The 13,025-nt window shown below is 66.6% G+C and carries 14 protein-coding genes; 8 read left to right on the top strand and 6 right to left on the bottom strand.

The window, feature by feature from the left end; genetic code table 11:
* Positions 1–29 precede the first annotated feature (29 nt).
* From C8D95_RS18145 to C8D95_RS18130, 4 genes are all read left to right on the top strand, one after another.
* On the top strand, positions 30–1,160 hold the full coding sequence (locus C8D95_RS18145) for an alkane 1-monooxygenase (protein ID WP_109760613.1): 1,131 nt from the start codon (positions 30–32) through the stop codon (positions 1,158–1,160).
* A 27-nt stretch (positions 1,161–1,187) separates the two neighbouring features.
* A complete protein-coding gene (locus tag C8D95_RS18140; protein WP_109760612.1) occupies positions 1,188–2,369 on the top strand; it encodes a glycine C-acetyltransferase in 1,182 nt (393 codons plus the stop codon).
* Positions 2,366–3,403 carry an L-threonine 3-dehydrogenase gene (tdh, locus tag C8D95_RS18135; protein ID WP_109760611.1) on the top strand — a complete coding sequence of 346 codons (1,038 nt, stop codon included), beginning with the start codon at positions 2,366–2,368 and terminating at the stop codon, positions 3,401–3,403. The genes C8D95_RS18140 and tdh overlap by 4 nt, the downstream gene beginning before the upstream one ends.
* A gap of 179 nt (positions 3,404–3,582) precedes the next feature.
* Positions 3,583–4,092, top strand: a complete 510-nt coding sequence (locus C8D95_RS18130; RefSeq protein ID WP_109760610.1) for a hypothetical protein — start codon at positions 3,583–3,585, stop codon at positions 4,090–4,092.
* 42 nt (positions 4,093–4,134) lie between these two features.
* Here the strand turns inward: C8D95_RS18130 and C8D95_RS18125 are convergent, their stop codons facing one another.
* A complete protein-coding gene (locus C8D95_RS18125; protein ID WP_109760609.1) occupies positions 4,135–4,695 on the bottom strand; it encodes a DUF2585 domain-containing protein in 561 nt (186 codons plus the stop codon).
* Positions 4,696–4,752: 57 nt separating this feature from the next.
* Between C8D95_RS18125 and C8D95_RS18120 the strand changes: the two genes are divergently transcribed.
* Positions 4,753–5,277: a DinB family protein gene (locus tag C8D95_RS18120; RefSeq protein ID WP_109760676.1), complete on the top strand. Its 525-nt coding sequence runs from the start codon at positions 4,753–4,755 to the stop codon at positions 5,275–5,277.
* 92 nt (positions 5,278–5,369) lie between these two features.
* On the top strand, positions 5,370–5,618 hold the full coding sequence (locus tag C8D95_RS18115) for a hypothetical protein (RefSeq protein ID WP_126918450.1): 249 nt from the start codon (positions 5,370–5,372) through the stop codon (positions 5,616–5,618).
* A gap of 167 nt (positions 5,619–5,785) precedes the next feature.
* Here the strand turns inward: C8D95_RS18115 and C8D95_RS18110 are convergent, their stop codons facing one another.
* The 4 genes from C8D95_RS18110 to C8D95_RS18095 are packed head-to-tail and all read right to left on the bottom strand — an operon-like array spanning position 5,786 to position 11,122.
* Positions 5,786–6,556 (bottom strand): inositol monophosphatase family protein, encoded by a 771-nt coding sequence (locus tag C8D95_RS18110; protein ID WP_109760607.1) that lies wholly within the window; start codon positions 6,554–6,556, stop codon positions 5,786–5,788.
* Positions 6,543–7,886 carry a TldD/PmbA family protein gene (locus C8D95_RS18105; RefSeq protein ID WP_109760606.1) on the bottom strand — a complete coding sequence of 448 codons (1,344 nt, stop codon included), beginning with the start codon at positions 7,884–7,886 and terminating at the stop codon, positions 6,543–6,545. The genes C8D95_RS18110 and C8D95_RS18105 overlap by 14 nt, the downstream gene beginning before the upstream one ends.
* A 57-nt stretch (positions 7,887–7,943) precedes the next feature.
* The gene (locus C8D95_RS18100) at positions 7,944–9,578 is read right to left on the bottom strand and encodes a hypothetical protein (protein ID WP_109760605.1); all 1,635 of its coding nucleotides are present in this window, start codon (positions 9,576–9,578) and stop codon (positions 7,944–7,946) included.
* A gap of 47 nt (positions 9,579–9,625) precedes the next feature.
* Complete coding sequence (locus C8D95_RS18095; RefSeq protein WP_109760604.1) at positions 9,626–11,122, bottom strand: DUF2125 domain-containing protein; 1,497 nt, start codon at positions 11,120–11,122, stop codon at positions 9,626–9,628.
* 148 nt (positions 11,123–11,270) lie between these two features.
* On the opposite strand from C8D95_RS18095, the gene C8D95_RS18090 reads away from it, so the two are divergent.
* Together C8D95_RS18090 and C8D95_RS18085 are read left to right on the top strand one after the other, a co-directional pair.
* Positions 11,271–12,023 carry an SDR family oxidoreductase gene (locus tag C8D95_RS18090; RefSeq protein ID WP_109760603.1) on the top strand — a complete coding sequence of 251 codons (753 nt, stop codon included), beginning with the start codon at positions 11,271–11,273 and terminating at the stop codon, positions 12,021–12,023.
* Positions 12,020–12,628, top strand: a complete 609-nt coding sequence (locus tag C8D95_RS18085; protein WP_109760602.1) for an enoyl-CoA hydratase/isomerase family protein — start codon at positions 12,020–12,022, stop codon at positions 12,626–12,628. The genes C8D95_RS18090 and C8D95_RS18085 overlap by 4 nt, the downstream gene beginning before the upstream one ends.
* Positions 12,629–12,632: 4 nt before the next feature.
* On the opposite strand, the gene C8D95_RS18080 is transcribed toward C8D95_RS18085, so the two are convergent.
* Positions 12,633–13,001: a SpoIIAA family protein gene (locus C8D95_RS18080; RefSeq protein ID WP_109760601.1), complete on the bottom strand. Its 369-nt coding sequence runs from the start codon at positions 12,999–13,001 to the stop codon at positions 12,633–12,635.
* Between the last annotated feature and the right edge of the window lie 24 nt (positions 13,002–13,025).

Below are 13,025 nucleotides of genomic sequence, written 5' to 3'. Positions count from 1 at the left end.
GTCTTTTCGGCCCGCGATGGACGAGGACGATGCCGAAACCGCTTCTTGCCGGACTTGCCGGGGCCTTGCCGTTCTGGGCCTCGCTGATCCTATTGCCGCTGGCCTGGGTGTCTGCGATCCAGGGCGGCTGGACGGTGGTCCTTGTGCCGCTGGGATCGTGGGGGTTGTTCTCGCTTCTCGACGCCATCGGCGGGCTGCACCTTGGCAATGCCGATGTCGAGACGCCCGAAGAGGACCTGTTCTGGCACCGCGCGATCACGGTGATCTGGGCGCCGGCGCAATTGGTGACGGTGTTCGGCGCGATAGGCTACATGGTGCGGGCGGGGCATCTGGAGACCTGGGAGATGGTCGTCAACGCCTTCGGGCTGGGTATCCTGATGGGGGCCGTGGGCATCGTCTATGCGCATGAGCTGATGCATCAGCGCAGCCGGTTCGAGCGCTGGCTGGGCGACGTCCTGCTCGCCATGGCGCAGTATGGCCATTTCCGGAGCGAGCACCTGATCGTGCATCACCGCCATGTCGGCACGCCGAGGGACGCGGTGACGGCGCGTTACAACGAGAGCTTCCATCGCTTCTTCTTCCGGGTGCTGCCGCAGTCGCTGCGATCCGCGTGGCGCGCAGAGGCCGAGCGCTTGCGGCGGAAGGCGCTCCCTTCGTGGGATCGGTCGAATCCGTTCTGGCGCTATGCGACGCAGCAGCTTCTTTTCGTGCTGGCTGCCGTCATCGTGGGCGGCTGGACCGGGCTTGGGCTGTATCTTTTCGCGGCGCTGACGGCGATCTGGCAGCTGGAGCTGGTGAATTACATGGAGCACTACGGGCTGACGCGGAAGTATTTGGGCGGCGGCAAGTATGAACACGTCCGGCCGCACCATAGCTGGAACGCCTCGCACCGGGCGACGAACTGGCTGCTCATCAACCTCCAGCGCCATTCGGACCACCATGCGCGGCCCGACCGGCGGTTTCCGCTGTTGCAGACATATGGCGCGCACGAGGCGCCACAGCTTCCCTTCGGTTACGCGGTGATGGGCATCCTCGCGCTGGTCCCGCCGTTGTGGCGGCGGCGGATGAACCCCCTTGTGCGCCAGTGGCGGAAGACGTTCTATCCCGAGATAACCGATTGGCGCGCCTACACCTCGGCGAGCCATCCCTTGCCGCGGTGACGCCCGTGGCCTGACGAAGGAGACGGCATGACGTCCTTCGACGATCACCTTGACGACGTTCTTGCGGGGATCGAGGCCGAGGGCCTGACCAAGCAGGAGCGGCCTCTGACCTCGCCCCAGGGCACACACATCACGGTCGCGGGGCGCGAGATGCTGAACCTCTGCGCCAACAACTACCTCGGTCTTGCCGACCATCCGCGGCTGATCGCAGCCGCTAAGGCGGCGATGGACGACCACGGCTTCGGCATGGCCTCGGTGCGTTTCATCTGCGGGACGCAGGACTTGCACCGCGAGCTGGAGACACGGCTGGCGGAGTTTCTGGGGATGGAGGACTCGATCCTCTTCGCCGCCTGCTTCGACGCGAATGGCGGGGTGTTCGAGCCTTTGCTCGGACCGGAGGATGCGATCGTTTCGGATGCGCTGAACCACGCCTCGATCATCGACGGGATCCGGCTCTGCAAGGCGAAGCGGTATCGTTACGCAAACTCGGACATGGACGACCTCGAAGCGCAACTGAAGCAGGCGCGGGCGGACGGCGCGCGGTTCGTCATGATCGCGACGGATGGCGTGTTCTCGATGGATGGGTATCTGGCGAAGCTGCCCGAGATCCGCGCGCTGGCCGACAGGTACGACGCGCTGGTGATGGTGGACGACTGCCATGCGACGGGCTTCATGGGGCCGAGGGGGGCGGGGACGCCGTCGCATCACGGCGTGGAAGTCGACATCCTGACGGGGACTCTGGGGAAGGCGCTGGGCGGGGCTATCGGCGGGTATGTCGCCGCCTCACAGAAGGTGGTCGACCTTCTGCGGCAGAGGGCGCGGCCTTATCTTTTCTCGAACGCGCTGCCTCCGATGGTCGTTGCGGCGGGGATCGAGGCGATCAAGCTGGTGGAGGAGGGCGATACCCTGCGGGCGCGGCTGTTCGAGAATACGGCGCTGTGGCGGTCGCACCTGGAGCGGTCCGGGTTCGACCTTCTGCCCGGCGCGCATCCCATTGTGCCCGTGATGCTGGGCGAAGCGCGGCTGGCGCAGGACATGGCGGCGCGGCTGGGAGAGCTGGGGGTCTATGTCGCGGGGTTCTTCTTTCCGGTCGTGCCTAAGGGGCAGGCGCGGATCCGGACGCAGATGAACGCGGCCCTGACGCGGGAGGATCTGGATCGCGCGGCGGAGGCATTCGTGCAGGCGGGACGCGAGGTGGGGGCGCTATGAGCAACGAGATGAAGGCGCTGGCCAAGACGGCCCCCGCCCCCGGCCTCGACATGATCCGCGCGCCGGTGCCCGAGATCGGGCCGGATGACGTGCTGATCCGGGTGAAGAAGACAGGCATCTGCGGGACGGATATCCACATCTGGGACTGGGACGACTGGGCGGCGCGAACGGTTCCGGTGCCGCTGATCACCGGCCACGAGTTCGCGGGCGAGATCGTGGAACTGGGGAAGAACGTCGATGACCTGCACCTTGGCCAGCGCGTCAGCGGCGAGGGGCACCTGATCGGCAAGCACTCGCGGCAGTCGCGGTCGGGACGCTTCCACCTCGACCCCGAGACGCGGGGCATCGGGGTGAACGAGCAGGGGGCCTTCGCGGAGTACCTGCGGCTGCCGGCGTTCAACGCCATACCGCTGCCCGACGCCATCGATGACGAGATCGGCGCGATCCTCGATCCGCTCGGCAACGCGGTCCACACCGCGCTGTCCTTCGACCTCGTGGGCGAGGATGTCCTCATCACCGGGGCCGGCCCTATCGGCATCATGGCGGCGGCGGTGGCGCAGCATGTCGGCGCGCGGCATGTCGTCATCACGGACGTGAACCCGGACCGGCTGGCGCTGGCCGAGCAGGTGACGGACGTGGTCCCCGTCAACGTGGCCGAAGAGGATCTGCGCGAGGTCATGGCGGGGCTCAAGATGAAGGAAGGCTTCGACGTGGGCCTCGAGATGTCGGGCAACCAGAGGGCGCTCGACCAGATGGTCGAGGCGATGGTGATGGGCGGGCGGATCGCTCTCCTGGGCATCCCGCCCGGCAAGTCGCCGGTCGACTGGTCGCGCATCGTGTTCAAGGCGATCACGCTGAAGGGCGTCTACGGCCGCGAGATCTTCGAGACCTGGTACAAGATGATTGCGATGCTGGAGGACGGGCTGGACATACGCCGTGTCATCACGCACCGGATGCACGTCGACGACTTCCGCCGCGGCTTCGAGACGATGAAGTCGGGCAAGTCAGGCAAGATCGTCCTCGACTGGGAGTAACCTCATGGACCTGCTGTTCTGGATCGTGGCACTGGTGGCGCTGTTCTTCTTCTTCCGCTGGCTTCAGGGCCGGAGGAAGTAGTGCCGGCGGCTGAAAAGCCGCACTTCCCGGTACGGCGGGAACATGCGTCGCGGCAATCGGTTGTGATTGCCGATGCCCCGGACATGGGAAAGGACGCATGAAACGCCTGGCCGCCCCTCTTGCCATCTGCCTTCTGGCCGGTCCCCTCGTTGCACAAAGCGGCACCGGCTCGATCACTGGAACGCTGGATCTGGATCCCGCGCGCTGGATCGTCGCCAGTGCGGGAGAAGGGCCGACCAGCACCTGGACGGAGAACGACGGTAGAGTCGAGGTTCGTCTGGTCGGGACGCCCGACCCCGAAGGTGACGGCGGTCCCGGAACGCTGACCATCGAGATGCAGGTTCTGGCTGGGCCGGTGGAAGCGCGGGCAATCGATGCGCGGGTCGAACTTCAGCGGACCGATGGAACGTTGGTTGCCGGAAGCGAGAATGTCGACCTGTCCCTGAACGCCTTCCAATCGACAGGCGGTGACCTGGTGCTGGCGGGCAGTGTTGTCGCCACCCTGACGCCCGATCCCACTGGTGGGCTCGTGGTCGATCCGCAGGTCGGCGTCACGATCGACGGCAACTTTCAGGCGACCATCCGTGACGAGGCGGGGGCCAACTAGCGCTAACACTGAAGTGCGGGATGCTAGAGGCAGGGGGCTTGCCTAGCCGCCCGACTGCCACTCCATGACACCTTCGAGCGGCCAGAGCAACATCAACACGTTCAGGACGAGGCCGTCCCGGATCACCCAGGCCGTCAGCACCTCGAAGAAGATTACGAGCGCGACGCTGACCCAGACGGGAAGCACGCGGGCCAGCCAGAAGCCCAGGATCATGGCGAGGACGTCCGCGACCGTGTTCAGCACGCTGTCCCCGTAGTAGTCGAGCGAGATCGTGACGGCGCGGTAGCGCTCGATGATGGCGTCGGAGTTCTCGATGATCTCCCAGGCGCATTCGATCACGGTGGCGATGGTCAGGCGCCAGCCGAAGGACAGCCTCCGCGCGACCAGCCAGAGACCCGCGTAGAACAAGAGGCCGTGGATGATGTGGCTGGGGGTGTACCAGTCCGAGATGTGCTGGCTGTTCTCGCTCGACATCGTCTCGCCGTGCCACAGCTTGACGTAGCCGCATTCGCACCAGGGGACGCGCCCGATCCACAGTAGGTACAGCGCCGAGAGGGCGATGACCGCTGCGGTGACGAGGTGGGGCGTATAGGATCGATGCATGGCGCGACGGAATCACAGGGGCCGGAGTCCGTCCAGAAGTTTCGGGAGGACGGCTTGATGGACGCAGGCGAAAATCCCTGGCTCGCCATGGCGCTGAACAACGCCTGGGCGAACCGGACGCTTTACGATGCAGTGAAGGGGCTGTCTCAGGACGCGTTTATCGCGGACCGACCGGGGTTCTTTAGATCCCTCTGGAAGACGCTGAACCACGTCTACGAGGTCGACCTCTACTACATCGACGCGTTGGAGGCCGGCGGGCGGGGTCTTGCCGTCTACGACCGAGATGAGGTGCGCGATGCCGCCACGCTTTCCGTCCTACAGGCCGAGGCCGACATGCGCTTCGCGGCCTTCTGCCGCGCGATGACGCCGGAGCGGTTGAGTGAGACGCGGGTGACCGAGCGCGACGTGGGCCGGATCGAGGAGACCGTCGCGGCCCTGATCCTCCACCTCGTCCAGCACCAGGTGCATCACCGGGGGCAGGCGCACGTCCAGCTTCAGGACGCGGGCGTGGCGCCGCCGCAGCTCGACGAGTTCTACCTGGAGTATGACAGGGCGGAGACTGCCGGGGGCTATTGGCGCTAGCCCAGGCCCGACAATAACGTGGCCACGACTGGCACCTCCGGCGGTGACGACGGGCTAGGCTGGAACTGCGCAAGGAAGAAAAGATTGAACACGTGGGTGATTTTTCTCTTAACGCCGAGCGTTTTGGGCGGGCTAATGATTATAGCAAGCCTGACAATCAAAGATCACAGAAGCCAAGCCGTAGCGCTGCTGATCTTGAACATCATTTTGGTTTTAACCCTATTGACCTTACTGTCGTACTTTTCTGGCTCTGTGGAGCCAAACGATTTGTTTTATATGTTTTGCGCTGGAGCAGCCGTGGGGTTAATTCTTTTGTTAATTTCGTACAAAGTGCATTTTAGCAGAAAGGATTAGAATCCTATTCGTCGAATGACGTCTTACGGTGAATCACGTTCGATGCATTCCGTTGGTCCACAAACGCGTGCCGTACGGTGAACCGGTGATGATGGGCTCCTGCAGCTTGACGGGTGGTAATCTCTCAGGCTGGACCGGCCGGGGGCTATTGGCACTAGGCGAGGCCCGACAAGAGCGCCGCGTGGACCGCGCCGCCTGCGGTGACGACGCCCTCGGTCTGGCGGGCGGGGCTGTTGAAGGTCAGCGGGCGGCCGCGCCGGTCGGTGACCTCGCCCCCTGCCTCGGCGACCAGAAGCGCCCCGGCGGCGATGTCCCATTCCCAGGCCGGGCGAAGCGTCATCATGGCGTCGAAGCGGCCTTCGGCGACCAGCGCCATGCGATAGGCCAGGGACGGGCGGAAGTGCCGTTCGACGGGCGGCGGGCCGGCAGTCCAGAACTCGGGGCGGAAGCTGACCTTTGGGCTTAAGACAGTCGCGCCGTCGAGTTCGCCGCGCTCGGACGCCATGACCGATGCGCCGTTCAGGGTCGCGCCGCCGCCTTTGCGGGCGAGGTAGAGCTTGTCGCGGACCGGCAGGTAGACGCAGGCGGCGATGATGCGTCCCGCCTCGGCGATGGCGAGGGAGTGCGCCCAGGTCTTCTCGCCCGCCACGAAGGCTCGGGTGCCGTCGATGGGGTCGATGATGAACACCCGCTCGCGGTCGAGCCGGCTCATGTCGTCGGCGGTCTCCTCGCTGACCCAGCCATAGTCGGGCCGCGCGGCCAGGAGGCGCTGCTTCAGGTGAGTGTCGACGGCGAAGTCGGCCTCGGAAACCGGATCGTCGCCGCCCTTGTCCCAGACTTGCGGATCCTCGCGCCAGAAGCGCCGGGCGATCTCGCCCGCTTCGAGCGCGGTCTCGTGCAGGAGGTCAAGGTCAGTCGCCGGCAAGGACAAGACCTTCAACCAGGAGCGACGGCACGACGCGGCCCGTCCACGGCCGGGCGTCGTTCGCCGGCACGATAGAGCGCAGCATGTCGCGCAGGTTGCCCGCGATGGTGCATTCGTTGACCGGATAGGCGATCTGCCCCTTCTCGATCCAGAACCCCGAAGCGCCGCGCGAGTAATCGCCCGTCGTCGCGTTGATCGACGAGCCGATGAGCGAGGTCACCAGAAGCCCGGTGCCCATGTCGCGGATCAGGTCGTCGCGCGTGGCGTCGCCCTGAGTCAGCGCGATGTTGCTGAGGGTGGGAGACGGCGGCGAGGACGGGCCACGCCCGGCGCTGGCCGTGCTTTGCATCCCGAGTTGGCGGGCGGTGGCGAGGTCGAGCGTCCAGCCATTGAGGCGTCCGTCGGTGACGATCTCGCGGCGGGCCGTCCGAAGGCCCTCGCCGTCGAAAGGCTTCGAGCCCGACGTGCGGACGCGGTGCGGTTCCTCGACGATGGAGAGGGTATCCGGCAGAACCTGCTCGCCCAGGAGGCCACGCAGCCAGGAGCTGCCGCGCGCGACGGAAGCGCCGTTGGCGGCCGAGAGGAGGTGCCCGATCAGCCCCGCCGCGACACGTTCGTCGTAGAGGACGGGGAAGGCGCCGGTCTTCGGCTTCCGCGCCCCCGCGCGCGACAGTGTGCGCTCGGCAGCGAGGCGACCCACCTCTTCGGGCGTGGGCAGGTCGGCGCCGTAGATCCGCGCCTCGCCGTAGTGGTCACGCTCCATCTTCGTGCCTTCGCCCGTGATGGCCACGCAATAGAGCGAGTGCGACGACCGCGCGTATCCGCCCGAAAAGCCGTTGGTGGCGGCGAGGTGGATGCGGGTGCGGTGGTAGGAGGCGGCGGCGGACTGGACCTGTGCGATGCCCTCGTGCGACAGGGCGGTCGCCTCGGCACGGCGGGCGGCGTCTTCCAGGTCGGCGGGGGAGGGTTCGGGCGCGTCCTCGCAAAGGTCGAGGCCGATTGCGTCGCGGGTATCGGACAGCTCTGCGGGATCGGCGAGGCCGATGAAGGGATCCTCGGGCGCGATCCGCGCCATTGCCACGGCACGTTCGGCCATTTCAGCCAGAGTCTCGGGCTTGGTGTCCGAGGCCGAGACGCAGGCCTGCCTTTGCCCAAGGAGGACGCGGAGGCCGATCTCGACGCCTTCGGCGCGCTCGGCCTGTTCGAGGGCCCCGGCGCGCACGTCGATCGACACGGCGCGCCCGTCGGTCGCGATGGCGTCGGCGGCGTCGGCCCCGGCCTTGCGGGCGGCGGTCAGGAGGTCTGCTGTGAGCTGGGAGAGGTTCTGCATGGCGACGAGGTAGTCCCTGAGGACAGGCGCTTCAAGCGACCTGCGGCGGGCGGGGCATCACTTGATGCGCTGCCCGTTGGCGTTGACCGTTCCGTCCGGCGCGAACTCGATCGTCGAGACCAGCGTGTCCGAGCCGGCTCCGGGCCGGGTGAAGACGCCCAACATCATCCTCAGACCCATCGTCTCCTCGGAGGAGAGAAGCTCGAGGTCGGCCAGGCTGTCGAGGAGCCCGTTGAGCCCTACGAGCCGCGCGTCGAGACGACCCTCGGTAGAGAGCGTCGCCCCCTCGATCCGGCTGGTGATCTCTCCCGAGCCGGTGAGGTCGAGACCGGCGCCCAGGACGCGGAGGGTCTTTAGTTTCGCGACGATTTCAGGGTAGGGCCTCGCGGTTGCGTCCTCATCGAAGAAGTCGATGGCGACGATGGTGGTTCCCGCAATGTCCAGCGCGAGAGAGATGGGATCGCGGGGGATCTTGCGGATCGGATCGAACAGCGACCACATCTCGTCGTTGAAGGTCAAGCCGGCAAGCCCGAAGCGCATCGAATAGGGCTGAGGTTCGGCCTTTGCGAGGAGCGGGAACTCGATGGCGACCTCGAAGGCGTCGAGGGCATAGGACAGCCGGTCCACGGGCACGTCGGGGACCGCGAGGGCATAATCCGTGACGTTGCCCCGGGCCTCCAGCGAGAACAGGGCCCTGTCCTCGGAAAATGAGAGCTCGACCGACGCCCCCTGATCGGACGAGGCAAAGGCGGCGGCACCCTCCGGCATCTCGATCGTCCCGGTCGCCTCGACGCTGTCGTATCCGAAGTCGGCGCTGATGCGCTCGCCATTGTGCAGCGGCGGGGTGATCGCCCCGTCCTCGTCGGAGTGGTTCACGCGCACGTCCCAGGCCAGACGGACGCCAGTGCCCCTGGCTTCCATGTCCAGCCTTCCATCCTCGTCGGACGTGTCCGACGATTGGATCCACAGGATCTTGCCCAAGGCGAGGTCGAGACTGTGGCGCGGAATGTCGCCGCCCTCGTAGCTTGATGCGGCTGCCAGGTTGCCGATGGTCACCGCGATGTCTGCGTCGCCGGTCGCGATGCCGGATGCGTCAGATCCGCTCGCCGTGTCGAAGAGGCTGGCAACGTAGAGGTGCCCGACATCGAGCGTCATCCTGTGCATTCCGCGGCCCTGGTTCGACCGCATGAAGGTCGCCGCGACGTCCTCGAGGTCGAAGGCCGTTTCCTCGACGCGGTCGTCCTCGAGCCCCGTCACGTCGACGCCTTCGAGGCTCAGGCTGCCGGCGACAAGGTCGTGGCCCAGGTCGCCCGGCGTGCCCGATACGATGTGCCGTACGCCGTCGAAGAGGAAGCTCGCGCTGACGAGTACGGGCTGGTCCGTTCCGGACTGGATACGGATCTCGACAGGCAGGCGGTTGGGGTAGACGAAGCGGACGGCGCCGTCCGGTTGTTCGACGAGGTCGACGCCGCCGAGGGTGATCTCGGTCCGCTCGTCCGGGTTCTCGGAGGTGAGCTTGAAGCCCCGGACCTCGAGGCGGTCGGCGCCGCGCGCGGTGCCGGTCGTCTCCACCTCGAAGTTGCCGAAGAGCGAGAGCAGGCTCAAGTGTTCGGTCAGCGCGTCTTCGGCCGTCAGGGCGATGGCGGCCGAAGGTGAAGCGGCGAAGAGAAGGGCGGCGAGGGTCCGTCGCATGGAGCGAAGGCAACGGGCCCGGCCTTGCGGCGCGGGCCCGTCCCGCGTCACTTGATGCGCTGGCCGTTCGCCATGATCGAGCCGTCTTCATTGAACTCGATGGTCGAGACAAGGGTGTCGTCGCCATCGCCCGGACGGGCGAAGAGGCCCATCATCATGCGTGCGCCCATGGCCTGATCTTCGGGCACGAGGCCCATGCCGACCAGAGTGTCGAGAAGGCCGTTGCCGCCCGTCAGCATCATGTTGAGAACGCCAGACGGCACGGGCATCGGCGAGGAGTTGTCGAAGGTGAAGTCGCCGTCGCCCGTGAGCCGCGCGCCCGCGACGGACAGCTCGATCTCGTTGACGTTGAGAGCGTCGAGCTGGCCCGGAACCTCGCCGCTGTCCGCGAATTCGGGGTCGAACACGTCGGCCGACAGCACGCCCTCGCCGTCGATGTCGATGATTAGCGTCGCCGGGTCATGCGCAAGCTGGCCGGCGGGATCGAACATGTTCCAGATCATCGGATCGATCTCGAGGCCCTTCATCGCCATGCGAAGGCCGAAGTCCTGGCTTTCCTCGCCTGGCACCACGGGCATGGCGAAACGGCCCTCGGACTCGGCCAGCTTGAAGGTCATCGGCGGGAAGGGGATCGACGATCCGCCGACGGTCAGAGTGATGTCGCGGTTCATGCCGCCATAGTCGAGACCGTCCTCGTTCATCTTGAACTGGAAGTCGCCCTCGGCGACCGCGACCGCGCCTTCCATCGTGCCATCGGGGGAATCGACGTTGAAGGTATAGGTCGTGGGGCCGAAGGCGGCGGTGCCCTCGGTCCGGTTGCCGTTTCTGATCGATTCGGCGAAGGAGGCCATCAGGTCCTGCTGCCCGACCGAGCCGCTGTAGCTGCTGGTCAGGTCCTGGCTCGATCCTTCGAAGCGGAAATGGCCCGGCTCCTCGCCCTCCTCGACATTGGCGTCGACGGCGAAGGTGAGGCTCTCGGTTGCGAACTCGGCCGTATAGTCGCGCACGGCGCCCGCCGCGAGCTCGGTGAAGCCGGTGAGGTTCACGAAAGCCACGTCGACGGACATGTCCATGTCCTTGGCTTCCTCGGGCGCGAGGAACTCGATCTCGGTCACCGCGACGCGCTCGATGTCGAAGTCGTAGCGGATCAGCTCGGTCGAGCCCGACGCCGTCACGTCCGCCCCGGTCAGGCTGATCGAGATCGACATCTCGAACGTCTCGCCATCCTCAGACGTGCCGCTGACGGTCATCGGCATCACTGCCGGGTACTCGACCTTGACCGTGCCGTCGCCTTGCTCGACGAGGCGGACGCCGCCCATGCTGACCTTGAAATTGCCCTCGCCCGCCATAGCCGAGGCGACGAGCGATCCGACGCTCAGGGTGTCGCCCGAGCGGTTCTGGTCCATGACCTCGGCGGTGAAGCCGTACATCTCGATCTGGCTGATCTGGTCGGCAAGAACCTCCTCGGCGGTCAGGTCGGCCAGCGCAGGGCCGGCCATCAGGGCCAGCACGGAGGTCATCGTCAGGGTGCGGTGAAAAGTCATAGGCGTTATCCGGTGATCTGATTGCGTTTAATATCGGCGACGTTCCGAGGCGGAACCCGAGCGGTCAAGAAAACCCTGACCCTCGCGCCGTCGACAGGCCGAACGTGACCGTGATAGCACGCAGTGCGGCCAAAAGGAGGCAAAATATATGGAAGCCGATGGCAAAACCGTGATCATTTCGGGAGCGAGCCGAGGCATAGGCGCCGCGGCGGCCGAGACGTTCGTCGGCGCGGGTGCGCGTGTCGTCCTGTTGGCGCGTGGCGCGGATGCCATTCGCGATCTGGCCGGGCGTCTGGGCGAGGCGGCGCTTGCCGTGCCGTGCGACGTGGCGCGCTACGACGAGGTGGCGGGCGCGGTGGCCGAGGCCGAGGCGAAATTCGGGCCGGTAGACGTCCTCGTCAACAACGCGGGGGTGATCGAGCCGATCGCGCATCTCGCGTCGTCCGACCCGGCAGGATGGGGCACGGCGATCGACGTCAACCTGAAGGGTGTCTACCACGGGATGCGCGCCGTCCTGCCCGGCATGATCGCTCGCGGGCGGGGGACGATCCTGACCGTGTCGTCGGGCGCGGCCCACAGCCCGGTCGAGGCCTGGTCGCATTATTGCGCGTCGAAGGCGGGGGCGGCGATGCTGACGCGGTCCGCGCATCTTGAGGCCGGGCCGTCCGGCGTGCGGGTCATGGGGCTGTCGCCCGGAACGGTGGCGACCGAAATGCAGCGCGAGATCAAGGCAAGCGGGATCAACCCGGTCTCTCGGCTGGAGTGGTCGGACCACGTCCCGCCCGAGTGGCCGGCGAAGGCTCTTTTGTGGATGTGCGGCCCGGAAGCGGACGAGTTCCTGGGACAGGAGATCTCGTTGAGGGACGAGGGCATCCGCGCCCGGCTGGGGCTGGCGCGATGATCGACGTGGCGACCGAGGGCGGGCTGCGCATCCTGACGCTCGACCGGCAGGAGAAGGCGAACGCGCTGACCCGCGAGATGCTCGTGGCGCTTGCCGAGCAGGTCGAGGAGGCGGCCTCGGACGAGGCGGTGAAGGCACTTGTGCTGACCGGGAGGGGCAAGGTGTTCTCGGCCGGCGCGGACCTCGAGGCGGCACGGGCGGGCCTGGCCACCGACCCGGCGTGGGAGCGGCTGTCGGGCGCCATCGCCCTGGCGCCGATCCTGACGATTGCGGCGCTGAACGGCACGGCGGCGGGCGGGGCACTGGGGATGGTGCTGGCCTGCGACCTGCGGGTGGCCGTGCCGACCGCGTCGATCTTCTACCCGGTGATGCGGCTGGGTTTCCTTCCCCAGCCGTCGGACCCCGAAAGGCTGGCCGCACTGGTCGGCCCGGCGCGGGCGAAGCTGATCCTGATGGCGGGTCAGAAGATCGGCGCGGCGGAGGCGTTGGCGATGGGCCTGATCGACCGGATCGACGAGGACCCGCTGGCGGCGGCCCGTGCGCTTGCCGCCGACGTCCTGGCGGCCGACCCCCGCCATGTGGCGGAGATCAAGGACATGCTCTGAGGCTTCAGGCGCCGGGCGCGCGGGCCCAGGCGCGGGCCGCTTCCAGATCGGACATGGCAAAGGTGCGGACCGTCAGCGGCATCACCGTGCTCGCGGCGCGGGTCATGAAGCCGATCCAGGGAATATCCGACACGACGGCGGCATGGCTGACATTGCGGAGGTGCTTGATGTCGAACTTCACGCCGTCGAGCACCGTGGTCGGGTCGAAGCCCTCGAAGCGTTCGATGACCTCCACGATGCGGATGGTGCCGTGCTTTTCGATGAAGGCTTCCAGCTTGGGAAGGATTTCGTCCATGTCGTGTTCGGTGACACGGCCCAGCACCTGGATCTCGGCCACGGGCAGGGATTTGTCTTCGGTATAGATGCAGGACATTGGCAGGTCTCCTTTTCCGTTTCG

This window comes from Silicimonas algicola (genome assembly GCF_003148765.1).
Taxonomy (GTDB): Bacteria; Pseudomonadota; Alphaproteobacteria; order Rhodobacterales; family Rhodobacteraceae; genus Silicimonas; species Silicimonas algicola.
This window is presented reverse-complemented; position numbering and strand designations above follow the sequence as displayed.